The 22,167-nt window shown below is 63.2% G+C and carries 26 protein-coding genes and 3 pseudogenes; 9 read left to right on the plus strand and 20 right to left on the minus strand.

Features of this window, described 5'->3' with window-relative positions:
* Positions 1 to 35 precede the first annotated feature (35 nt).
* From ITJ64_RS18560 to ITJ64_RS19435, 5 genes and pseudogenes are all read right to left on the minus strand, one after another.
* Positions 36 to 857 (minus strand): carbohydrate ABC transporter permease, encoded by an 822-nt coding sequence (locus ITJ64_RS18560; RefSeq protein ID WP_194682267.1) that lies wholly within the window; start codon positions 855 to 857, stop codon positions 36 to 38.
* Positions 857 to 1,819 (minus strand): carbohydrate ABC transporter permease, encoded by a 963-nt coding sequence (locus ITJ64_RS18565; RefSeq protein ID WP_194682268.1) that lies wholly within the window; start codon positions 1,817 to 1,819, stop codon positions 857 to 859. The genes ITJ64_RS18560 and ITJ64_RS18565 overlap by 1 nt, the downstream gene beginning before the upstream one ends.
* Positions 1,816 to 3,111: an ABC transporter substrate-binding protein gene (locus ITJ64_RS18570; protein WP_194682269.1), complete on the minus strand. Its 1,296-nt coding sequence runs from the start codon at positions 3,109 to 3,111 to the stop codon at positions 1,816 to 1,818. The genes ITJ64_RS18565 and ITJ64_RS18570 overlap by 4 nt, the downstream gene beginning before the upstream one ends.
* A gap of 310 nt (positions 3,112 to 3,421) precedes the next feature.
* Entirely contained in the window at positions 3,422 to 4,243 is an 822-nt protein-coding gene (locus tag ITJ64_RS18575; protein WP_370545281.1) for a LacI family DNA-binding transcriptional regulator, read from the minus strand.
* Positions 4,244 to 4,300: 57 nt separating this feature from the next.
* Positions 4,301 to 4,447: pseudogene (locus tag ITJ64_RS19435) on the minus strand (LacI family DNA-binding transcriptional regulator); the annotation flags it as partial.
* 287 nt (positions 4,448 to 4,734) lie between these two features.
* Here ITJ64_RS19435 and ITJ64_RS19060 point away from each other — a divergent pair.
* Positions 4,735 to 4,896 (plus strand): annotated as a pseudogene (locus tag ITJ64_RS19060) (N-acetyltransferase family protein); the annotation flags it as partial.
* Positions 4,897 to 4,952: 56 nt separating this feature from the next.
* The gene (locus ITJ64_RS18585; RefSeq protein ID WP_194682271.1) at positions 4,953 to 5,174 is read left to right on the plus strand and encodes a hypothetical protein; all 222 of its coding nucleotides are present in this window, start codon (positions 4,953 to 4,955) and stop codon (positions 5,172 to 5,174) included.
* A 64-nt stretch (positions 5,175 to 5,238) separates the two neighbouring features.
* Here the strand turns inward: ITJ64_RS18585 and ITJ64_RS18590 are convergent, their stop codons facing one another.
* From ITJ64_RS18590 to ITJ64_RS18625, 8 genes are read right to left on the minus strand one after another with little or no spacing between them, the layout of a single operon-like run.
* Positions 5,239 to 5,442: a hypothetical protein gene (locus ITJ64_RS18590; protein ID WP_194682272.1), complete on the minus strand. Its 204-nt coding sequence runs from the start codon at positions 5,440 to 5,442 to the stop codon at positions 5,239 to 5,241.
* 40 nt (positions 5,443 to 5,482) lie between these two features.
* Entirely contained in the window at positions 5,483 to 6,550 is a 1,068-nt protein-coding gene (locus ITJ64_RS18595) for a hypothetical protein (RefSeq protein ID WP_194682273.1), read from the minus strand.
* Positions 6,551 to 6,572: 22 nt separating this feature from the next.
* On the minus strand, positions 6,573 to 8,069 hold the full coding sequence (locus ITJ64_RS18600) for an ATP/GTP-binding protein (protein WP_194682274.1): 1,497 nt from the start codon (positions 8,067 to 8,069) through the stop codon (positions 6,573 to 6,575).
* Positions 8,066 to 9,715, minus strand: a complete 1,650-nt coding sequence (locus ITJ64_RS18605) for a hypothetical protein (protein ID WP_194682275.1) — start codon at positions 9,713 to 9,715, stop codon at positions 8,066 to 8,068. Before ITJ64_RS18605 ends, ITJ64_RS18600 begins: the two co-directional genes overlap by 4 nt.
* Positions 9,712 to 11,079, minus strand: coding sequence for a hypothetical protein (locus tag ITJ64_RS18610; RefSeq protein WP_194682276.1), 1,368 nt, complete (start codon positions 11,077 to 11,079; stop codon positions 9,712 to 9,714). Before ITJ64_RS18610 ends, ITJ64_RS18605 begins: the two co-directional genes overlap by 4 nt.
* A complete protein-coding gene (locus ITJ64_RS18615) occupies positions 11,079 to 11,765 on the minus strand; it encodes a hypothetical protein (protein WP_194682277.1) in 687 nt (228 codons plus the stop codon). The genes ITJ64_RS18610 and ITJ64_RS18615 overlap by 1 nt, the downstream gene beginning before the upstream one ends.
* Positions 11,766 to 11,768: 3 nt before the next feature.
* Positions 11,769 to 12,080, minus strand: a complete 312-nt coding sequence (locus ITJ64_RS18620) for a hypothetical protein (RefSeq protein WP_228509316.1) — start codon at positions 12,078 to 12,080, stop codon at positions 11,769 to 11,771.
* A 17-nt stretch (positions 12,081 to 12,097) separates the two neighbouring features.
* Entirely contained in the window at positions 12,098 to 13,174 is a 1,077-nt protein-coding gene (locus tag ITJ64_RS18625) for a hypothetical protein (RefSeq protein WP_194682278.1), read from the minus strand.
* A 411-nt stretch (positions 13,175 to 13,585) separates the two neighbouring features.
* Here ITJ64_RS18625 and ITJ64_RS18630 point away from each other — a divergent pair, with 411 nt between their 5' ends.
* The 5 genes from ITJ64_RS18630 (at position 13,586) to ITJ64_RS18650 (ending at position 17,556) form a co-directional block, all read left to right on the plus strand.
* Complete coding sequence (locus tag ITJ64_RS18630) at positions 13,586 to 13,966, plus strand: winged helix-turn-helix domain-containing protein (RefSeq protein WP_194682279.1); 381 nt, start codon at positions 13,586 to 13,588, stop codon at positions 13,964 to 13,966.
* 238 nt (positions 13,967 to 14,204) lie between these two features.
* The gene (locus tag ITJ64_RS18635) at positions 14,205 to 14,435 is read left to right on the plus strand and encodes a glutaredoxin domain-containing protein (RefSeq protein WP_228509318.1); all 231 of its coding nucleotides are present in this window, start codon (positions 14,205 to 14,207) and stop codon (positions 14,433 to 14,435) included.
* Positions 14,436 to 14,555: 120 nt separating this feature from the next.
* Positions 14,556 to 15,434, plus strand: coding sequence for a ParA family protein (locus tag ITJ64_RS18640; RefSeq protein WP_194682280.1), 879 nt, complete (start codon positions 14,556 to 14,558; stop codon positions 15,432 to 15,434).
* A gap of 551 nt (positions 15,435 to 15,985) precedes the next feature.
* Positions 15,986 to 17,074 (plus strand): ImmA/IrrE family metallo-endopeptidase, encoded by a 1,089-nt coding sequence (locus tag ITJ64_RS18645; RefSeq protein WP_228509320.1) that lies wholly within the window; start codon positions 15,986 to 15,988, stop codon positions 17,072 to 17,074.
* Positions 17,071 to 17,556 (plus strand): DUF4411 family protein, encoded by a 486-nt coding sequence (locus tag ITJ64_RS18650; RefSeq protein ID WP_194682282.1) that lies wholly within the window; start codon positions 17,071 to 17,073, stop codon positions 17,554 to 17,556. Before ITJ64_RS18645 ends, ITJ64_RS18650 begins: the two co-directional genes overlap by 4 nt.
* Positions 17,557 to 17,592: 36 nt before the next feature.
* Here ITJ64_RS18650 and ITJ64_RS18655 read toward each other — a convergent pair whose 3' ends face one another.
* The 6 genes from ITJ64_RS18655 to ITJ64_RS18680 all read right to left on the minus strand — a co-directional run bounded on the left by ITJ64_RS18655 (position 17,593) and on the right by ITJ64_RS18680 (position 20,353).
* The gene (locus ITJ64_RS18655; RefSeq protein WP_194682283.1) at positions 17,593 to 18,015 is read right to left on the minus strand and encodes a helix-turn-helix transcriptional regulator; all 423 of its coding nucleotides are present in this window, start codon (positions 18,013 to 18,015) and stop codon (positions 17,593 to 17,595) included.
* A 262-nt stretch (positions 18,016 to 18,277) separates the two neighbouring features.
* Complete coding sequence (locus ITJ64_RS18660; protein WP_194682284.1) at positions 18,278 to 18,484, minus strand: hypothetical protein; 207 nt, start codon at positions 18,482 to 18,484, stop codon at positions 18,278 to 18,280.
* Between the two features lie 3 nt (positions 18,485 to 18,487).
* Positions 18,488 to 19,093 carry a hypothetical protein gene (locus tag ITJ64_RS18665; protein WP_370545280.1) on the minus strand — a complete coding sequence of 202 codons (606 nt, stop codon included), beginning with the start codon at positions 19,091 to 19,093 and terminating at the stop codon, positions 18,488 to 18,490.
* 26 nt (positions 19,094 to 19,119) lie between these two features.
* A complete protein-coding gene (locus tag ITJ64_RS19065) occupies positions 19,120 to 19,557 on the minus strand; it encodes a hypothetical protein (RefSeq protein ID WP_228509322.1) in 438 nt (145 codons plus the stop codon).
* A gap of 13 nt (positions 19,558 to 19,570) precedes the next feature.
* Positions 19,571 to 19,813, minus strand: coding sequence for a glutaredoxin domain-containing protein (locus ITJ64_RS18675; RefSeq protein ID WP_194682286.1), 243 nt, complete (start codon positions 19,811 to 19,813; stop codon positions 19,571 to 19,573).
* A 216-nt stretch (positions 19,814 to 20,029) separates the two neighbouring features.
* Positions 20,030 to 20,353, minus strand: coding sequence for a hypothetical protein (locus ITJ64_RS18680; protein WP_194682287.1), 324 nt, complete (start codon positions 20,351 to 20,353; stop codon positions 20,030 to 20,032).
* Between the two features lie 104 nt (positions 20,354 to 20,457).
* Between ITJ64_RS18680 and ITJ64_RS18685 the strand changes: the two genes are divergently transcribed.
* Together ITJ64_RS18685 and ITJ64_RS18690 are read left to right on the plus strand one after the other, a co-directional pair.
* Positions 20,458 to 20,937 (plus strand): hypothetical protein, encoded by a 480-nt coding sequence (locus ITJ64_RS18685; RefSeq protein ID WP_194682288.1) that lies wholly within the window; start codon positions 20,458 to 20,460, stop codon positions 20,935 to 20,937.
* Positions 20,934 to 21,794: a hypothetical protein gene (locus tag ITJ64_RS18690; protein ID WP_194682289.1), complete on the plus strand. Its 861-nt coding sequence runs from the start codon at positions 20,934 to 20,936 to the stop codon at positions 21,792 to 21,794. The genes ITJ64_RS18685 and ITJ64_RS18690 overlap by 4 nt, the downstream gene beginning before the upstream one ends.
* Before the next feature lie 25 nt (positions 21,795 to 21,819).
* On the opposite strand, the pseudogene ITJ64_RS18695 reads toward ITJ64_RS18690, so the two are convergent.
* A pseudogene (locus tag ITJ64_RS18695) lies at positions 21,820 to 22,167 on the minus strand (hypothetical protein); the annotation flags it as partial.

The following is a 22,167-nucleotide window of genomic DNA, read 5'->3' on the forward strand; positions in this document are numbered from 1 at the left end:
CTTTCTGGTCCCTGTTTAGGACGATGCCGCGAGGGCTATTTGAGACCGCTCCGCGCCACGCTCGCGATGAACCGTTTCTGGAGGATGAGGAAGATGACCACCATGGGAAGCGCCGCTAGAACGCCTGCCGACATAAGAACGTTCCAGTCCGTGGTGTAGGCGCCTCGAAGCAATGCCAATCCAGGGCCGAGCGTCAGTTTGTCGACGGATCGGTTGACGACGATCGGCCAGAGAAGTTCTTTCCACTCTGAGAGCACGGTGAGCAGTGCGACGGTGATGATTCCGCTTCGAGCAATCGGAACGACGATCGTCATCAGGATTCGCAGGTGGGAAGATCCGTCCATGCGAGCCGCCTCGACCAACTCGCGGGGGATGCCACGGAAGAACTGGTACATCAAAAAGACTGCGAAGACATCGAAGATTGACGGCAGAATCAGCGCGACGATTGTGTCGGTGAGTTTCAGCGAGGAAATGATCGCGTAGTTCGGGATGATGAAGATGTCGCCGGGCACCATGATCAAGGTCAAGATGACGACCAGGATGACTCGAGAGCCGCGGACTTTGATGATCGCGAGGGCGTAGGCCGCGAGCGTGGCAACCACCAGCGTCCCGGCTACTCGGCCAGCCGATGCCAGAACGGTGTTCCAGAGCAGCGTGAAGAACGGGATACGGGTGAAGACTTCTCCGACGCCATCCAGAGTTGCGGGAGCTGGAATCGGGTTCGGCGGGACCTTCAAAGTCTGACCTGTGGTCATCAGCGCAGTCGAGATCATCCACGCAAACGGGGCCAGGATGACCGCTCCCACCACGATAATCAGAACGTATACCCACCAGCGGGGGCGATTGTGAACGAGCATCAGCCGTCCTCTCCATAGTGCACGAAGCGGCGCTGAAGCCGGAACATGATGACCGATACCGCGAGGATGAGGACGAAGAGCACCATCGAAACCGCGGATGCGTACCCTCTGTCGCCGGTGTTAAGGAACGCCAGTTGGTAGTAGTAGTAGACGGCCGTGAGGCCGAACTTGGCGGACGCAGGAAGCTCCGGTGGAAGCAGAATGTAGACAACATCGAAGAGCTTCAGCGTGCTGATGGTCGTCGTCAAAATTACGAAGAACAGCGACGGGCTCAGGAGCGGAAGCGTGATTGAGAAGAATCGTCGGATCGGCCCGGCACCATCGATCGACGCCGCTTCGTATACGTCCGAGGGGATGTCCTGAATCCCTGCGTAGAGAATGATCGTCGGAACGCTGAAGGACAGAAAGACGACGATAACGGTGACCACGACGGTGACTCCAGTGGCGCTGCCGAACCAGCTGACCGGTGAGCCTCCGAGGCCACGTATGGTCGCGTTGAGGATGCCGTACTGGGTCTGGAAGATCCAACCGAACAGCAAGATTGCAGCGGTGGGTAGGGCAACAGCGGGAAGAAACACGATCGCGCGGAATGCGGATGAACCCCGCACCTTCTGCTGCATAAGGACGGCGCACAGGAGAGCGACGATCACCACCCCCGGCACGATGAACAGTGCGAACTTGAATGTATTTGCCAGCGCGACGCCGAGCTGGTCGTCGGCGAAAAGACGAGCGTAGTTGTCGAGGCCCGCAAACTTTGGGGGGCCGAAGGCGCCCGCGTCGTTTAGTGAGAGCCAGACGTTGTATCCGAATCCGTAGAAGCGGAACACGAGTAGTCCGATCACCAGCGGAAGCAGGAACAGAATGGCTGTTCGTGCATCCCGCCGGCCGAGCCGGCGTCGGGAGGACCGACGCCGGCTCAGCTTGGCGCCCTCGGGGCGCGAGATGGTAGTGGTTTGCGTCACTTGAACGAGTCCGTCAGGAGAGTGTCGATCTTCGCTTCGACGTCTTCGGCGGAAATGTTTCCGGCGTAGTAGTCGCCGACGGCGCTTTCGATCTGGGGGAAGTTGGCGCGGGTGGGAGGGAACTGCGTCGTGGTGCGGAGGTAGCTCTCGCTCATCATCGGCTTGAAGGCGTCCTCAAGCCCCTCGAGGGAGCTGTTCGCTTCGTAGTACGCCGCCTGTACGTCGGGCGCCACGTTGGCGGCGGGGCTTGCCCCGCCTTCGACGTGAAGTTTGGCGCCTTCGTCCGAGGTCAGGAACTTGATGAGCTTCCAAGCAGCATCCTTCTGCTTGGAGTTGGCGTTCATGACGTAGGAAAGGCCGTTGGTGTCCGTTGCGTGCGAATCGTTGATCGCGGGCTGGGGAACGACGTGCAAGGTGCCGGCGGGCAGGTCAGCCTTCGACAGAAGCGAGAGCTGATACGAAGGGATCTTCGCCATAGCGATCGTGCCCGACGTGAGCGAGGACGCGGCGTTGAAGTCGGTGGAGTCAGCGACGGCCGGAATCAATCCGTCGTCTTGCAGGCTCTTGATCTTCTCGAGCGCTTCGGTAGCCTCCGGGGATGAAACGGTGCCCTTCTGATCCTCAACGACGGTGCCGCCAAGCTGGTGAATGATGCTGGCGACGCCATTGTTGAATGTGTAGGTGTAGAACATCGGGTAGTCGGTGGGAGCAGTCTGCTTCTCCTTGACCTCGCCGGCAATTCGAACCATGTCGTCCCACGTCCAGTCGGTTGTGGGGAGGTCCGTCACACCGAGCTTGTTGAACACATCCGTGTTGTAGACGACGCTCCACACATCCTGGTCCTTCGGCATGCCGTATTGCTTGCCGTCGATGTTGTAGAGATCGACGAGCTTCTTCGGATATGCGTCAAGGGAGACGCCGTCCTTCTCGATGTACTCGTCAAGCGGCTCGATGGCGCCACCTTCGATGTAGACCGGGGCTTTGGAGCTCTGCCACATCACGTCGGGCCCCTCGCCGGCGCCGAGCGACGCATCGAGCTTGGTGTAGTACTGGTCCTCCGGCAGCTGCTCAAGGTTGACCTTGATATCTGGGTTCTCGGCTTCGAAGCCATCAACCGCCTTCTGCACACCCGCCTTCTGGGCGGGGTCCCAGATCGCGAGGCTCAGGGTAGCGGCGCCATCAGTGCTGGATGAGCCAGACGTGTCAGAGCTGCAGGCGGCAATACCGGCTACGAGAGCCGTGCCGGCCACGACAGCCAGGATGGAGCGTCGGGCGCGCTTGTGCAAGATCATTGAGATCTCCTTTGATCAACTGTGTGAGTTGGTCCTCGCCCGCAGGACGCGGGGCAAAGACATAACCGAGGGCTGATTTACCGTGGGCCCATCGATGGCCTGACGAGTCTCAAAACAGGAAAAAGGAGTCCTTCTTCCATGTCTTGATCTCGCTTTCCAGCTTGGCGGGAACGTTCCCGGTTATGAGCATCATGCTACACACGCCTTCGAAGCGTTGGCAAGATAAATCGGCGAGTACCAGAGAGGGTTCACCCGGCGGACATCGGCCGGTCACCTCCCGTCCGCGCGACTTCGGGGTGAAACCTTGGAGCTACCGGTTGGCGCGGATTCTCGGAGGAGCTGCGGTGCGGCCGGGCACCACGACACCAGGAATCGCCGTCCTCATTTCGGAGGGCGCCCCCTTCTCAATCCATTCCACGAGACGATCCACCGCTGCAGCACCAATCTCCTCAATTGGTTGGTGGAAGCTGGTAAACCCGAATAACGGCGCGGCTAGGTAGCCGAAGGCGTCGTAGCCGGTGACTGACAATTGTTCCGGGACGGGGATCTGACGCACGCGCAGTTCTTCAAGAACATTGACCATCGCAACATCTGTCGGGCACATCAACGCGGTGATATCGGGGTCAGCCAAAGCGGTTACGACTGCCGAGCCCACGGGCCCTCGGTATGAATCAAGCTCGATTACTCGAACGCTCACCTGCTGGTCTCGAAGCGTTCGAATCATCGCGTTGCCGCGAGCATTCTGGCTGGCCGAATCGGCCTCCGAGACCAGTAGGACAGCAACTGTGTGATGTCCCAAACGCGCAACATATTCGGCAATTCGTGAACCACCATCGTCCTCGTCGCAGTGGACACTGACCATGCCTTCTGCGTATTCCGCCCTGCCAGCGACAACGATGGGGACCCGGTCGACGTAGCCTACGAGATCTTCGCCGGGGAGCTGTGCAGAACAGACGATGAGACCATCCACACGGAGAGCGATGAGAGAACGTAGGGCATTTTGAGCATCCTCAGCGGTTAACTCATCCACTCCCGTGACCGTAACCAACTCATACCCGAGTTGGCCGGCGCGCCGCTGCATTGCGGCTTGTAAGTATCCGTAAAACTGAATCGTGGTGTCTCGTAAGACCACGCCAAGAGTGTTCGTTCGCTGCGATACCAAACCTCTCGCCATGGCGTTTGGTACGTAGCCCAGGCGGCCAGCAACGGCGCGCACTCGATCCACGGTCTCAGGACTCACATCATCCTGTCCCAGTAGAGCCCGAGAAACCGCAGACTTCGACACCCCCGCTTCCCGAGCGACATCGATAATCGTCGGCGCTTTTGTCCTTGCCACACCAACCCCTGTCGTGTCCGACGCACAAAAGTACTTGCTGGGAACGTTCCACGAACGATCGTATCTCTTGCCAATCGGCCTTGCGTTCTACTGTCCTCTCATTGTGCTGATGACGGCCCATTCCACGGCGCCCGTTTTCGTTCCGGAGGTCACCCTTGCGAGCGCTCACGCCAACTCGCGGAGCCGCGGTGCGAGGTCTTTTTCGAAGAGCTCGAGGAATCGTCGCTGGTCCTGTCAGGGTGCGTGGAATACAAGGTGTTTCAGTCCGGCGTCTACGTACTTTTCGACTTCAGCAACCAATCTTCCCCGAGAACACTGCGAGCCTCGCCCTTCACGAGCGGGATGGCTTTCGCCGCATCGGCACCCGCGAACGCGTCGCCTTGATGACCTACGGCCCGTGGGCAGACAAGTGGCGAGACACCATCCTCATCGAACGCCGCTCCGCGTAGGAGTAGATACGCCAGAGGCCTGCAGGACTGTCGGTTCGGCGCCGTATTCTCGGGGTGTGCTCTACATTGCCCGTGGCATCGAGGATGACCATTACTGGGTCGTTCAGGAGCTCGATGGCGCCCTGGTGGAGACGCCGTGGCGGGTCGAGCGGGAGGCGGGTAGTTATCGCCTGAGCCACGCGGACGACAGCCGCGAGACAGCTCGAGGGTTTGCGCTAGGCGAATTCACAACACCGGAATCCGCAGTTGAGGCGCTGCGACGCCTGCTGCAGCTCTGACGTCGAGACGTCTCGTTCTCTCCAAGAGCTGCCGCGCGCGATGCGCTTGCCCTCGACGGCATGGCTAGTTGGTGGGGTCGTTCCCGATCGCGCCGGTTGGTCCGCGGCGGTTGTCTCGGTCGCGTGCTTCGAGCCAGAGCTGGTGCCGGCGGAGTGCGCTCTGCACGGCGGATCGGATGACCCAGTGGAGTGCGAGGATCAGGATGGCTGCGAGCACGAGGTAGGTGAGCAGGCTGGTGAGGATGCCGGGCCAGGGGCTGGAGATCACGGGGGCTTCTTTCTGCTCGAGATTGGTTGACGCCTAGGTGTCAACCGGCGGTGAGGGTGCCGTCGGTGAATCCGACATCGATGTGGAGGTGGTTGCAGGTGTCGTCGAACTGCGTGAAGTGAGTGGTGCCGATCGTCGTTCCGGCCTCCGAGCGACACAAGATTTGACCCACTCGGGCGCCGTCGGGCATGACGGGGTCGAGGGCGGTGATGAGGCGGATGGAGTTCCCGTCGGCGCCGGTGAGTGATTGCCCGTTGAGCCTGTAGAAGTCGACGGCGAGGCCGCCACCGTCGAAGTAGTGCGATGACGCGGTCCCGGCGCCTTCGATTTGGCCGGTGCATTTGCGGTTGATGTCGGAGACGCCGACCTGGTCGAAGACCTGGAGGGCAAGGACGAGTACTTGGAGGATGCGGACGTCGACACCGCAGTCGGGCACGTTCTGGCCTTGGGCGATCCACCGAATTTCTTTGATGTGGTCGGGGGTGGAGCCGATGAGCCGACCTTGGTCGGCCGCGTCGACGAGCTGCTGCGCGAGCTGTTTTGCGTCACCACCGATGGCGCAGGCTCCCGCGCCTCCGGTGGAGATCAGTCCGTGTACGATCTCGGTCGCGGGGGCGTAGAAGGGCGTGTAGTAGTACGGATCGAGGTTGATCTGCACGGCGTTCGCCGCCAAGGTCGGCTCCATCGTTTCCCACCCGGGCACCCCCATGAGGCGGGTGAAGAACGCGGTCGCGGCCTTGAACGGGTCCATCCGATCGGCGAGTGGCCCGTAGCCGCGTTCTTGCTGCTGGAACAGCCCGACGGAGTCGGCGATGGTCCCGTCGGGGTTGATGGCGTTGTCGCCGTGGTCGAGGTTCCGGAGAGTTGATTCTCCGATCGCGGTCATCACCCCGATCGTTTGCGCCTGTGTGGGGAGTTGGAGCTCGGCGGCCGCGTTCATGATCTGCGCTGCGTTCTCGAGCTGTTCTCCGGAGAACCCGGCGATGGATTGGCTGCCGGCGGCGCCGGTATCGACGACCCCGCTGCCGCATCCGGCGCGGGCGTCGGGTGCCATGCCGAACAGCACCGCGGTGGTCGTGAGGGCGACGACGGTGGCGGCGGCGATCACCGGTAGTTTCCAGCCCATCTGGTTATCCCTGGATGCCGGCTGCGGCTTTGAATGCTTCGTCAGTGTCGGTGATCTGCGTCTCCCACGGCGACCGGATGTGCTGCACCAACGTCTCCGGCCGGGAGGCGTATTTGAAGATGTGGTGCCCGTCTGCGAGGCGCTCGATCTGCTGCGCGGTGTCGGTCCCGAACGCGAACGTGCGCGCCGCCCAGAGCGCGTCTTCACGGAGCGTCTGCCGGTGCACGTGAACGGTTTGGGCTTCCTGGATCATCGCCATGCCGGGCGAACCGGGCGGGATGTCGGTGCCTTTGTGGAACACGAACACGTTCGACAGGCCGAGCCCGCGGGAGAGTTTCTGGTTCGAGCGGGCGAGCTGGGCGGAGGGGCCGGCGGCGATGTGCCAGCCCTCTTCGTAGATGCAGTTCGTCGCCCAACCGCGATCTTCGCGGAGGCGGCCGAGGAGCCACATGTGACCGATCGCCATCACGGCCGGCACCGCCGGCCCCTGGTCCGGGAGCTGCGAGATGTCGAACACGGTCAGCTTGCCCCGAAGGTCAACGTTCTTCGACGTCTCGCCGTCGAGGAGCCCGCCGTAGTCCTGCAGCAGCGTGTTGAGCGTGAACCGTACCGACAGCCCGGCCTGGTGCAAGGCATCGATCGCCTGCGGTGACAGACCCGCGTAGTCGTCCATGTCGGCGACCCGGGAGAGGTTCGGCAGGACATCCGCCAGTGTCGGCGTGCGGCCCTCTTGGTGCTCGGCGACCGTGCGGCGGAGGGCGGCCCGGAGGGCTTCTTCCTCCCATTCGTTGAGCGCCTGATCTTCGCGGGCGAGGCGGGCGACGACGTTGAGCAGCTGCATCTGGCCGACCATGCCGGTGCCGCGGCTGATCATGGGGTCGAGGAGGTTGAGGCGGGTGCCGGAGCCGTCGACGGCGAACTTGATCGGCTCGTGCCCATATGCCCGTGCCAGCTCGCCGTATTCGCCCTCTCCCCCGCGATCTTTCTTGTCGAACGTGCACGCCCGCCGCTTGTTCAGCAGCAGCGGCCGGATGACATAGACGGTCTTCGTCAGGGACGATTTGCCGGAGCCGACGTCGCCGATCACGACGACGTTGGGGCTCGAGACAAGCCGGGGGGATGCGTTGTAGGCGGTGACGGGGTCGTGGGCGATCATCGTGCGCGAGAGCACGTCACGGCCGATCACCACCCCGTTGGTGCCGGTCGGTGCGCCGATGATCGCCGTGTTGAGGATTTCAGCCTGCCGGGTCGACGTCGGGGCGCCCGGCAGCGCGGGCGCGTAAAGACCGCGGCGGGCCGCGCTGAGCTTGGTGCGGAGCCGCGTCCCGGGCATCGTCCAGGGCACGATCTCGCGCGCCTCGCCGGTGGCTTCGTCGACCTGAGCAGCCGTCTCGACGGGCGGTGCGAATGCGCGCAGCACCGGCATCGTGTGCCACGCCTTCGCGGCCTCTTTGCTTTCGGCTTTCCGGTGCTTGTCGGTGTCTGCGGCGTGTGCGCTCACAGCGCCTCCCTCTCGCTCTTGCCCGCGAGGGCGTTGATGAACCTGGACCCGAACGATGACCGGCCCGGGGTGAGGCCGCGGCCGATCGGCCAGGTCGTGCCGGATGCGGCCGCCTGGTAGGAGTCCTGCCACTCCAGCCGCTCGATTCCGAGCCCGGTCGCGCATGTCTCCTCGAGCGCGCGGGAGGCGCGCATGAGTGCGTCCCGGTCCCGTTCGGAGATCGTCACGTAGCCGACCCAGGCGCCGCCGTGGTGAGGCGACCCGTGGGCGAGATCGAGCGCCCGCCGGCGAGCTGCGGACAGGTTGGCTCCGGTTTCGTCGTTCTCGACGCGGCCCTTCTGGGCATCGTCGAGCCGGTCGGCGCGGTCGCGAGTGACGTCCTTCGCTGTCGCGGCCTTCGCCTCGCCCTTGGGCACCAGGTGCAAGTGGAACGAGAGAGTTCGGATGAATCGGATGTCGGACCCGGTGAGCAGGTCGAGCGCCCAGAGCTGGCCGCGGGCGCCCATTGCCATGTTCTCCGACCGGATCGCGGCCGTACGGTGCCACCACTGCACTGGGGTGCCCATGATCGGATCGACGCCGTCGACGATCTGCGCGGAGAACTCATCGTGCGACGCGACACCGAGACGGGCCGGGTCGACACCTTTCACGAGGTCGATAGGTCGGGATGGGTTCTGCTGGTGCAGTATCACCGCGGCCAGGCGGCGTGCGGTGAGCACGTCGACGTGGCCGACGCGGGCCTCGGTGAGGCCGCGGAGCGTCGAGGCGATCTCCTGCCGCATCAACCCGCGCCAGCCGTCGCGGCCCTCGCCGTACTTCGCGGCCGCGTCATGGAAGGCGGTCGTGATCGGCCAAGAGACGGTGAAGAAGTGCCGCTGCACCATCGCGTCTTCGCTGTTGAGGCGCAGCACGTTCTCGTAGGAGCGCACGGCCTCGGCGGGTGCGTCCGGGTCGAGGGAGCTGAGCACCCAGAACTCCTGCATCGCCGAATCCGCCGGCAACACCCGCGTAGTCATCTGCACGTCACTGACCAGGTTCATTGGCGTTGCCCGAGACGCCAGGAACAGACCGAACGCCTCAGCCGCGCGGCGGAGCTTCGCGGACGACTCTGACCCGGATACCTGCCCGGTCGCGGTAAACGTGACCGACAGGTACGGCTGCTCGCCGAGTGGGGCGTGCCAGGCGATGCCGGGTTCGTTGTGGCCGCATTGCAGCCAGCCCATGCCGTCGGCGCCGTCCGGGTGGCTTCGCATGATCGTGAGCTGCCGGGCGGCCTCCCACTTCTCGGTGCGGCCGCGGGCCTGTGCTGCGGCTTGTTCGCGCTGATCCCACTCGGCGACGTCGAAGGGCTCGAATGCGTCGGTTCCGGTGTTCACCCGAGCCCGCCACCGTGCCCGGCGGGTGCGCCGGTCGAGGATCGACCCGCGGTGCGTGCGCTGGGTCAGGAAGAACACCACCAGGCCCACGCCGAGCCCGAGCGCGAGGCCCCAGATGCCGAGGATGGGTGTGAGGACGAGCATGGCGAGGAACGCGCCGAGGAGGCCCACGATGCGGGTTTTGGAGACGGTTCCGCCGAAGAACGAGCGGTGCCCGCTCTCGCCGCCGATGTGGCGGGCGGCATCGCTGTGGAGTTGTTCCGTGGTCACTGGCCGGCTCCTTCGTCATCCATCGTGTCCACCGCCTGTTGCGCGGCCGCGTCGGTGTACTCGATCGCCTTCTCCCCGACCTTCGCTCCCGCCGCCATCGCCCCTGCAGCCACCAGCGTCGGGACACCGATCACGGCGCCGACGCCCGTGGCGGACTCCCCGGCGCCGGCTGCAGCAGTTCCCGCGGCGATGCCTTCACCTGCCCCGGCCACACCCGCGCCAGCTCCTCCAGCGGCGCCGCCGCCAGCTCCTGCGACTCCGATGCTGGCTCGCTGGGCGGCCGCCGCGCCGAGCCCTCCGCCACCGGCGCTCGAGACGGGTACCTCATCCATAACCCCGGGTGCTGCCTGTGACTCGCTCGTCGGGCTCGCCTGTTGCGTGGCTTCGGGGTGCTGCTTCTCAGTGACGGAGGTGAGCTTGTCCGAGCCCCACGAGCCGGGGTCTTTCCCGGCACCGTTGCTGCCGCCAGTGCCCAACGGGATCACGGGCGCGAAGCTCTTCAACAGCAGCGGAGAGAACGCGGCGATGAACAGCGCAATCACGGCGACGATGAGACCAACAAGGGACTGCAGGGAGGCGTTGTTGCCGAAGGTGTTCACGCTCGAACCCATCATCTGGAACGCGACCCCCAGCAGCAGGAACAGCAGCGGGTGGGCGGCGAGGATGCCGACCCAGAGGCCGATGACGCGCATTCCGAATCGGCGGTGGTTCTCGTCGATGATCCACACGATGCCCAACGGCACGATGACGCCCATGAAGTACAGCGCGACGAGCTGCACGATCAGGATGCACAGCACCAGCAGCAGGCCGATGAGCATGAGAATCATCAAGATCGCGGCGACGGGCACCCCGCCGGCCATGCCGACCGGGTCGGCTTCGTCGAGCATCGTCTGGAATCCGCTGATGGTGTCGTCGATGCTGCCGGTGATGCCCCAGCTCATGAACACGCTCGAGAGCGAGTGGAAGAAGTTCACCAGCAGCAAGCCGATCAACGGCCCAAACATCGCCCCGCCGAGGAACAGTGGCGTGTAAAGGCCCAGGGACTCGGCCAACGCCCGGCCCGACTGCTGGCCGCGTGCTGTGCGTACGAGCTGCATGAGGAGAATGACGACCATCACGAGGATCGCCGTCGCAAACGAAATCGCATAGGCACTCAGGAACCAGTCGACGGACAGGTCGGGCAGCGTCGCCGACGTCAACGCTGGCAGAAGGTCATTGGCGAGGCTCTTCGATGCGTCCCGCATCGCCTCGAACGTCTTGCCCCACGGGTCTTGGAAGAACCCGAGTACCTGGCCGCCCCCGTTGATAATGTCCCCGATACCGTCTGAAGCGCACTCGAACGGGTTCGTGCATTCCGGCTCCATCAGCAACCTCCTGTGAAGGTCGTTCCGATCGAGTAGAGGTCTTGCGTCGTCCGCGAAAGAGATCCGCTCTCGAGCTTCCACGCACCGTCCTGCCACACGAGCACGAACGTCGACGCCGAGCGCAGTTGTGGACTCAGCTCCCCATCGATTACATAGCCCGATCCGACAGACACCTCAGCCCTGTCGGGCTCGGCTGATTCGACGTGCCAGACACCCGGCACAGTCGAGAGATAGAACGGCGTCCCGTCGGGCACGACTCCCCTCGACGGGTTCGGGTTCGCAGCCGCGGCTGCCGCGAGGTTCGCAAACTCGGGCGCAGCGGTCGAAGCAATCACCTCATCCGACACCTGGTTCGCTTCGTCCGCGCTCGGCCCCGGATACCGGAATGTCCACCGAACCATCGATGCGGCCACCTCGACTGCCCCATTAGTCGTGTGCGGGGCTGACGCCTGTGCCGCGAGCAGCATCGCCGCGTCGCGCTCCGGCCCGCCGAGGCATCCTGTCGGTTCCTGGTCTGTCACGACCGTGGTGCTCGGCGTGGGGGTCGGCACGGGTGCGGCGTCGACCTGGTTGGTCGGTGCCGGCCGGAGGGCGATCACGAGCACGACGACCGCGGCCGCGATCACGGCGGCGCCGGCGAGGAACCAGGGCCAGATGCGGCGCGGTGGTCGTGCTTCGGTTCGCATGGATCAGCTCCCGAAGACGGCCAGGATCGCCCCCACGATGACTGCGAGAGCGGCGAGGATGCCGAGGGAGATTCCGGACACGAGTGCGCGGGTGCGGCTGGTCTTGTACTCCATCGGGTTGTTGCCGGCGGAAGCGGTCGCCATCGACGCAACGTTGACGATCAGGAACACGATCGCGGCAACGATCGCGAGGCCCCAGAGGCCAGCGAGGAGCTTCTGCCAGAGGGCGGTGAACTCGGCGCCGAAGATGGCGAAGTCCGGGATGATGCCGTCGATCGGGTTGTCGATCGCCAGCACGCGGGTCGTGAGGCTCATGATTGTCTCCTTCTGGCCTATTTGGTGTTCTTCTGGATGGTGTGGACGACGGCGGCCGCGGCCGCGGTGAATGCGGCCCGGGTGGCCGGGGATACCTTGCTCAGGGTGATCTGGCCGCGTTCGGCGATGTGGGGGTCGTAGGGGATGGTGAACACTCCCCCGACGCCGGCGCGGTCGATGATGTTGTCGAGTCGCGCCACGAGCTGCGGGTTCTCCGGGCGCCCGTCGACCAGCCGCACGATGATCGCCGTGTTCGCGAGCTGCGCGCCCTTCGGGCTCTCCGACCGCAACCGGTCAAGCATCGCGACGGCCTCGAGCACGACGTCGGCCGAGTTCAGCACCGGCACGACAAGAGCATCCGTCGTTTCGATAGCACCGGAGAATGCGGAACTGGTCGGCTGGTTCCCGGAGTCCATGACCCGGATGGCGTAGAACTCATCAATGACCCTCGCGGCCGAGACGACGTCGTCGTGGGTCAGCGGGGCACGGTTCCCGACGGAACCGATGATCGAGGCGTAACTGGTTTGCGGGGCGGTGTAGCCGGCGAGCTGGCCGGCGCTGCGGATGCCTTCCGCATCCCGCACCAGCTCGGCCACGCCTCGCGACGGGTTGCCCTCGGCGCGGAACGAAAGCGTTCCGCGGTCGTCAGAGACTTCGAGGACGGCGACCGACCCGCCTCGGATCGTGGCGAGCAACCCGCCGAGCACAATCGACGTGGGAGTCTTGCCGCTCGAGCCCTTCGGATTCGCGACGAGCACACCGACCGCCTCGGTGCCGACGAACTGCCGAATCACCGTCTCCCACTGCCCGAGCTGCGCGGCCGCCTGGAGCTGCTGCTTCTCTGCCTCGCCCGGCTCCATCTTCAAACCAAGCCGGCTCATCAGGCCGCGCCATCCTTGGGTGGCCGTGGGCGCCTTCTCGATCGTGCTGATGACAGCCAGATCATCCAATGGTTCGGGCGCGAGCTCCGCCTGAAACTCCGCATCCGTGATCGGTGCGGCGTGCGCACCGACAGCTCGCCCGGGCTCCTCGTTCACCTCCACTGCCGTCACCACCTCGGCCGGCAGTGAGGCAGGAGCGATCTCGGTTGCCACTCCCCCGCCGACGGCCCGCAGGCCCGCGGGCGGCGCCGAGTCCTCGACGTAGCCGGCGGCCTGGTAGGCCCCCGAGAAGTGGGATGTACGCGACTCAGCGACAGGTTCTGAACTCATCTTTGGGACTCCCAGTCTCATTTCGTGTGCATGAAAGTTGTAGCCAACCGGAAAGGCTGACCTACCGAACGTCGAATCTTGCGACTCACGACGCGTTGCCCGACCATCAGCTAGACGCTTCCTGACTCCCGCCCGCACATCACCAAAGCGCGGGATTGAGCCGATGTAACTCAGATCGCTCATGCTTACCTACCCCCCGAAGTGGTGACTTCTGACTAGGTTATGCCTACCTTGGGACATTAGACCTGAATTCCTTAGCTTGCATTTCAATTACAAGGTAAGAGAGCCGCTCTCATGAACGACGTCAAGCCCGACCTTTCAGGCCGCACAGCGGTCCGCCGGGCCCCGGGGCACAATGGAGCCATGCCGAGCCGTCGAGACCCGACCGACATGCCCGAGCGAGCCGAGGTTGCGTATCGCTCGATTTCCGGCAGCTCTCGCATGATGACGCTTCGCTTCCTTCTCGACCACCCCAAGTCGACGGTGGCCGCGATCGCGGACGCGACAGGAGTGAGCCCCGCATCGGCGCGCGTCTCGCTCACGGATCTCGAAGAAGCCGGCTACGTCACCGCCGATGTCGAAGGCCAACGCAATGGCCGCACCGTCCGATACTCCGCCGATCGCGGAAAGTTCGTCGACGACCTCAGCCTGCTGTGGTCCTGGATGGTTCGCTGACTCCGTCAGCTCGAGCTGATTGACACCTACGTGTCAACGCCACTCCCCCGCTGCGCGGTCGCCCCAATGCCAAGACCGGCCGCCACATCGTAGCTCGCTCCCGCCACTCCGTTCCGAACTTCTCGGACGCGCCCTGACGGGCTTATTTCGCCCGACAAGATCGGCACTGCGCGCCTCCCGCTCACTCTCGATGCTCTTGCCGGTTTTGGCATTTCAAAACGTCTGGGAGGAACAGATCATGGTCACCGTTTACGGCCGAAGCGATTGCGCGCAGTGCACCGCCACGAAACGAACCCTCGAAATCAAAGAGGTCGAGCACGTGTACCTCGACGTCGAGCAATTCCCCGATGCGTGCGCCTACTTGCGCTCACTTGGTCACCAGCAGCTCCCCGTCGTGATCGCCGGGCCGGCTCATTGGTCAGGCTTCCGCCCCGACCTCATCGTGACTCTGGCGGTACACAGTCGTTGATAATGCAATAGTTTATTTGTTTCTAATAGTTCTCATAAACTACTGGTTTGCAAGCCTTTAAAGTATTGTGTTGCTGCATTTTATTGCGTTACCATAAACGTAATATTTGGAGGAAGCGTCATGCCGCACATCACGACAATCGCGAACAACAAGGGCGGGGTGGGAAAGTCACACCTGACGGTGCAGCTCGCCGCGGCCCTTGCGCGACGAGGGTTGCGGGTCTTAGTGGTCGATCTCGACCCACAGGCGAATACGACTCGACGGCTCGGAATCGATATCGATCCGCAAAATGCGATCGTAACCATGTCCGAAGTCATCAAGTCCGGCGAGGACGGTGCGGGGGAGTCCGCAGTGCTTGCGTGCGGCTGGGTCGATAGCGAGGGCCAACCCACCTCGGAGTCAGAGCTAATCGATGTCCTGCCATCACGATATGACCTCATCAATCGCGAATCCGAGGCGGCCGTTCTCGGTGCAGTGCGTCGCCTCCGAAGAGCGCTCACCGGGTGGATCGACGACTACGACGTCGTGCTCATTGACACTCGGCCAGACCTCGGCCACCTGGTGCAGATGGCATTTGCTGCTGCCGACACCATCCTCATCCCGACTGACCCCGCCTACGACTCAATCGAAGCGGCGATCCGCGTGCGTGACTTCGTCGAGCGCCACGCTGTCGACCTCGTGAACCCGGATCTTCGCGTCGCCGGCGTCGTCGTCACTCGTCGCAAGCCGACAGCCGAACACGACTTTCAGATTCAAGGCATCGAGGAGCAGTTCGGCGACCTGGTGTGGAGCCTCAAAGGCCCCGTGCACTGGCCAGACGGGGGAGTAACGGTCAATCCGGCGTACATCCCCGAATGGTCGCGGTTCACGGAAGCAGATGCCGCCGCGGCATCTCTGAGCTCTTACAACGATCGAAACTCACGCAAGACCGTTGCCCTGTATGACGCACTCGCGACACGATTCATCGACGAACTAGTCCCGACGGGAGCACGAGCATGAGCCAGCCCCAGCGGCGTCGCCCTGGAAGCGCGAGTCCGATCAAACTTGTGCCCACAGTCGAGCCGGTGCAAACGCCGACCGTGACGGTGCCCGAAGCGCCGGTGGAAGCGTCCGCAGTTGCGCCTCAGCCCGCTAAGCCGGCCGGGCGCGGGCCTGTCAAGTCGCCACCCGCGACCGCTCCAACTGCCACAAAAGACGCCGCCGACGTCAAGACACCGGTGACAGTGACCATCCACCGATCAGTCAAGAAGACCGCCGAGACCGCCGTGCTGCGTACGGCGGGATTTCCGAACGGTTATCCCTCGTTCTCCGCACTTGTTGAAGGGGCCATCCAGCGCGAGCTGCAACGTCTTGCAGACGAGTACAACGGGGGAGAGGCGTTTACGCCTAACGGAGGAAGCTTCCGCCAGGGTCGACCGTTCAGCTCGTAGGAGCGATCGGCCCACATGCACTTGTATATTCGGTTCAACGCGTAAAGGGGGAGTCACACCGTGGCTGTGCGTGTTCCGGTAAGCCCAACGATGCTGACGTGGGCGCTTCAACGGTCCGGCATGCCGACAAGCAGCGCGCGCTATGAACAATTCTCCAAGTGGGCGGCCGGCGATGGGCAGCCGACCTTCAAACAGTTGGAGGGATTCGCCCACGCCACACATACCCCCCTTGGCTACCTGTTCCTGCCGGAGCCACCTGAGGAACCCGTACCAATCCCGGACTTTCGGACGCTCGGCAATAACGCCATCAGTGCGCCGAGCCCCGATCTGCTCGACACAATCTACGAAGCGCAGAGACGCCAAGACTGGTTCCGCTCGTATGCGGCCGATCAGGGCCACGAGCCGTTCTCCTTTGTGGGCTCGGCCACGATCGACGACTCCCCGGCCGTTGTGGCCGACGAGATTCGTCGCATGCTCGACTTCGGGTTAGATCGGCGCGCACGCTTCTCCTCCTGGGAGGAGGCTCTGCGGCAACTAATCGACTCTGTAGAGCAGCTTGGCGTACTCGTCATGGTGTCCGGCATCGTTGGGAGCAATACCCACCGGATACTCGATCCCAACGAGTTCCGGGGATTTGCGCTCACCGACCCCCTGTCGTCTCTGGTTTTTGTGAACGGTGCGGATACGAAGTCTGCGCAGATATTCACTCTCATCCATGAGCTGGCCCACATTTGGCTGGGCGAGACGGCGCTGTCGGACGCGCAGATGGCGAACCAGACTCAGAACGATCACGAGTTGTGGGCGAACAACGTCGCCGCCGAGGTTCTAGTGCCGTCTAGCTCGATCAAGATCGACTATCGGCAAAACAGCGATCTCGGCGAGCTGCAGCGTCTAGCACGGCTCTACAAGGTCAGCACTCTCGTCGTTCTGAAACGCATTTTCGATAACGGATTCCTCACTTGGGACGACTACCGCGCTCGCTATCAGACCGAGCTAGAACGACTGAAAGAGATCATTGCCTCACGAAAGGGAAGTGGCGGCGGTGACTACTACAACACCCAGCCTCTTCGGATCAGTCAGTCGTTCGCGCGGGCCGTGATTGTGGACGCCCTAGAAGGTCGCACGCTGTATCGGGACGCCTTTAGTCTCCTGGGTGCCGCCAAGCGATCCACCTTTGAGGGCATGGCCAACAAGTTGGGGGTGGCGTGACGTATCTGCTCGACGCCAATATTTTCATTCAGTCGAATCAAGCGCATTACGGGCTGGACTTCGTGCCGGCCTTCTGGGATTGGCTCGACCGCTCCTTCAATGCTGGTCTGCTGAAAAGCATTCAACCCATCGGCACTGAGATCGCCGCCGGACAGGACGATCTCACGACCTGGGCGGCGGCTCGCTCGTCGATGTTCGTGCCGATGGATGCAGCGTGTGCTCCCAGCCTGCAAGCCCTTGCCACGTGGGCGAGCGCCGGGCATTTCACCGCTGCTGCTGTCACCGAGTTCCTGGGAGCGGCGGACTACGAGCTGGTCGCGTATGCGCACGCGCACAGTCTCACCGTCGTCACGATGGAGAAGTCGGAACCGCAACGACGCAACAAGGTCAAAATTCCAGATGCATGCATCGCACACGGCGTCGCTTGGAGGACTCCGTTCGAAATGCTGCGGCTCGAAAAAGCGTCCTTCGTCCTGCCGTAACTCGAGCCGGGTTGACACCTAGGTGTCAACCGAAGATCAGTGTGAGAGCTGGCTGATTCGTTGAGCGGAGAGGCCGAGCGCGCGGGCGACGTCGGCTTGTGTGAGCCCGCTCTTTTTGAGGGTTTGCACTGCTTCGCGCCGAAGGCGCGCGGCCGCTGCTGCCGCTTCGCGGGAGTGCTCTTCGTTTTCGTTGGCTTCGGCCCACATCATGGCCGCGGCCTCGGGGAGCTCCACAGTCACCTCCACGGCGATCTCGTCGTCGTCGACGTCGAGCCAGACGGCGGCGAGGTCGCGGGCGGCCTGGTCAACGTCTTTCAATGCGACGGCACCGCCGATTGCGACGATGGTGGAGCCGTTGGGGCCGGTGGAGGTGAGTTCGGGAATCTCGATCGTCCACCACTTGCCGGCGTCGCGGTAGGCGCGTGCGTGGAGCGTGCGGGGTATCTGGCTGGTCTTCACATCAATTCCATTCACGAGGCGCATCCGGGAAAATCTGCTGAATCTGTCGCACCACTCCGACCGAGACCTCGCCCTTGTGAGCGACGAGTGAGAAGATCATGCCGGATTCGGACGGTCCCCAGATTTCGTGGCTGCCCTTTGGCGTTTGAACTCCCAGCCCTTCGATCGCAGGAACTTGGTAACGTCCCGGTACTTCTGCGGCTTCGTCATAACACTAGTCTAGTCCCCCTAGATAGTAAACATCAAGGGGGACTAGATGTTTTCAGCTAGTTGGGTACAGGATCGCGTGGCCGATCAGGCCAACGATGAGAGGTCCGATGATGAGCAGCAGCCCGAGCGCGAATGCGGCAAGGGATGCGCGGGCGATTCCGCGGCGGCCGCGGGCGCGGATCGGTAGCACGCGGGGGAGTACGAAGAGCACGGCGCCACAGGCGAAGACGGCAAAGCCCGCCGCCTGTAGCGCCTGCATGGTTCACCCCTCGTCGTCCTCTGCTTCGAACTCAGCGTTGCACACACCGCAGACGATGGGGCCGACCTCGAACGTGGAGCGGCTGACGCGGAGCTTCCGGCCGCATTCGCACACGGCGACCACACCGTTGTTGGTCTTCGTCTTGCCCGCACCTGCGATGTCGGTCAGGCGGTAGGCGACGATCGCGGCATCGAGAGCGTCGATGACGGCGCGGTAGCTGTGGGCCGTTTCGTCAGGTACGTCGGTGATCGACCAGCCGATCGAGGGGTCTTTGGTGAGGGTGAGCCCGAACTCTTCGCCGATGGCCTTGAAGCGGGTGTTGTGGAATCGGCCCTGACGGCTGGTGTCTTTGATCCCGCGGGCCTCGGCGGCCGCGTGGGCGGCTTCGTGGATGAGGGTGCCGAGCACGGCGCGGCCGCCGCGCTGGAGCCCTTCACCGCCCACCAGCAGCTCGTGCACGAGAGCGTCGCCGCGAGCCCAGCGGGAGGCGGCGAAGTGGCCGTAGGCCATGCCGCCGCGGCCGTTGCCGGATGCGAGGGTCACGACGACCTCGGGAACGTCTTCGTGACGTTCCTGGATCGCGGCCCAGGCTTCTTCGATCGCGGCCACGAGGGGCACGGTGATTGTTGTGGTGGTCATCGTGCTGCCTCCTGGTCGTCGGTTCCGGGGTGGTGTGCGTCGCCCTCTTCGTCGCCTTCGGCGTGACGCTCGATCCACAAGGCGGCGGTGTCAATTGCTCCGGCTGCGCGGAGGAGGTCGGCGAGGGCGTCGACCTCGCCGCAGTTGAGGGTCGTGGCGACGTCGCCCGCGGTGTCCCAGGTGAACGCGGCCACGAATCGCTCGAGCACGGTCGTAGGGATGGGGGTGCTTTCGGTGACGGTGTAGCCGGAGAGGATGCCGTCGTGCATCAGGGCGAGTTCTTCGATAGTGGAGTTCATTGCGTCGTGCTGGTCGAAGGGGATGAGTCCGGAATCCCAGTTCTCGCCGTACTGGTGGTCGAGCCACTTCGAGGCAAGTTCGACATCGGTGGCGGCGGTGATCGTGGTTCCGTCGGGGGTGGTGAGTGTGAGCATGGCCGTCGTCCTTTCAGAGTGCGTCGATGCAGTCGGGGCGGAATCCGCACCAGCCGTCCCAGGTGCCGGTGACGATCACGACGGGGAGCTGCAGGTAGCCGAGTTCGCGTAGCAGCTCCTCGGCGCCGGGGGTCTGGTCGATGTCGACGGGCTTATAGGTGATGCCTTTGCGGTCGAGCGCGCGATACGTGGCGGTGCACTGCACGCAGCCCGGGCGGCTGTAGACGGCGACCCTCGTCGTGATGGTGATTGTCATGGTGCTCTCCAAACTTTTTCTCGGGCCGAACCCTCACTTGCATGGCAGTGAGCGGGAGGCGCGCAGTGCCGGAGTTCTCGGGCGAAATAAGCCCCGCAAGGGGCGCGTCCGAGAAGTTCGGAACGGAGCGCCGGGAGCGAACTACCGTGTGAGCGAGGGTTTGGCCAGAGAGGGGCCGAGCGCAGCGGGAAGGAAACAGCGGCCGGCAGGCCGGCCTTATTTGCCTGGTCGGCCAGGCTTCGGGATCGTCACAGCGGAGCGCCAGACCCACGCCTGATGGGTGCCGCCGCCCTGGGTTTCCCACTCGACGAGCACCATCCGGTCGTTGTACGCGACCACCCGGCCGGCGACCTGGACCGTCCACTCGGGGTAACGCACCCACGCGAGCACGCGGGGGGCTTCCTCAGCCGGCGGCTGCTGCACTGCCTCACCAGTGGACTTCTTCTCGTCTTCGGTCAGCGAGAGCGGTTTCGGGCGAACCAAGACCGCATTGATCGCCTTATTGGTCAGGTCAGACCCGTATCGGCGATTGGTTCCCATGCCCTCAGATTAGAACATACGTTCGAGCAAATGGATGCCAGTGGGGAAGCGAACCATCTCCCACAGATCGATGTTGGTGATGTCCGCGCAGATAGTCTTTCCGGATGGCGCAGAAGGTTGAATCGACGGAGTGGGCCGTGCCCGCTGATCTTGTGACGGACGTTGCAAGTCCGGACGCCCTGTACCTGCTGCCTAGTTTGAGAGATTCCGCCGGCCGCCCTGCATACCGCCCTGAGAGCATGTTCATTCAGAAGGATGCGAGTAGCGGGGGGTTGAAGGTTGAGTATGCACTCAACGAGGAGGATCGCCGCTTCGTTGATCATTTCTCTGCGGACGTTTCAGAGATTGAATTATGGCTTGGGCTTATTGGACCTGTCACTGACGTATTTCTCTTCGGCCTGGGTTACATCATCGACGGAATTGTCAGACGCCGCGGCTCCAAGCGTGATGACGCCGACACGATTCCTCTCAAAATCCGAATCGCGAGTTTGAACCCGAAGACGGGAAAGATCAAGGGAGTTCGCGTCGAAGGTTCTGCGTCGGATGTGATGGAGGCCCTGCGCGAGCTTAAGGAAAAGCCGTGACAGTTTTTTTCCGGCTTCTTGAAGCTGGGGCTGTACCGCCCGCAGGCGGGCCAGTGCGAGAGGAGTGGCTTCTGGAACGGGGCTGTCGCGCCCTCCAGACTGCCACTGAGGCACGCGATGACATTGCAAGAGCGCTACGCCTAGGGCCACTGCCCACCGAACGCTTTTTCGACGAGTTCATTATCGATCCGGTAGCCATGGAGGCGACTCGTCGGGATTGGGATCGGATTCGATCAGAGCTGGACCCGATCGAGCTCACGAACCAGGAACAGCCTCTGGCGGAGGCGATCAAGCTAGCTCAGAGTGCGCTCAATTATCTTGAAGACAGCGAATTTTCTGACGATGCCCATGTGCTAATTCATCGTCTTGCCCGGCTCAGAGCGGGTCTTTATGGATGCCAGCTTTGGGTTGAAAAGGGTGAGGTTTGGACGGATTGCCCCGTGCGCATATCCCATATGCGCTGGGGTTTCTCTGTCGAAATGACTACTACCTGGAATTGCTCGATTTGCGACACCCGCTTTGACAGCTGCCTTCATGATCCAGACACGTACTACCAGGTCACTATCGGTCGGAAGAGCGGCATATGCACAGGCTGCTTCGAATCCGATTGTGATCATGAAATAGGCGAAACCTACTTGGTCAAGCCGCGACCAGTAGCTAATTCGATATCCGACGGGGCAGTCGCGGTGGTCGAGCGCCCACGCTACCCAGATGCGCGCGCAGTCCGTGAAACGCTCCCTATCGAACCGGGCAGCGAAGCCTTCGAACTCGCCACGCAGGGCGCTCTCTTTTGTGAACTATGTCTGTCGCCCTGCCCGGGCTGGACACCAATGCCATCACCATTCGAGGAAGAGTAGAGAATCGCTTTCAAGCGATGGCGAGCTATTTCTCCGGTTCACCTTCTGAGTCAGCTATCGCCTCAAGTTCGCGACTGGGGTCCTCGTCTGTCATCACCGACCCTGCAACGATGACCGTTGAATCTGTCCGCTGGAACTCTTCTACTCGATCGTGAGATGCAGCCATGCGTCGGGTAGGAAGCGCTCGGAATGGCGCAATTCCGCCGGCCTGGATGATCCAGAATGCTCCGTCGGCTGCTTCGCGGACATCCTGGGGCGGGACGAGGAAAGTGTGTTGGGCGCGTCCGGACTTCAATTCCTCGCCGGTGGCGGCGCCGGAGGCTTCCATCTGCATGATGGTGCCGGCGTATTGCACGACGTCTTCGGGGTCTTT

Source organism: Herbiconiux sp. VKM Ac-1786, assembly GCF_015350805.1.
GTDB lineage: Bacteria > Actinomycetota > Actinomycetes > Actinomycetales > Microbacteriaceae > Herbiconiux.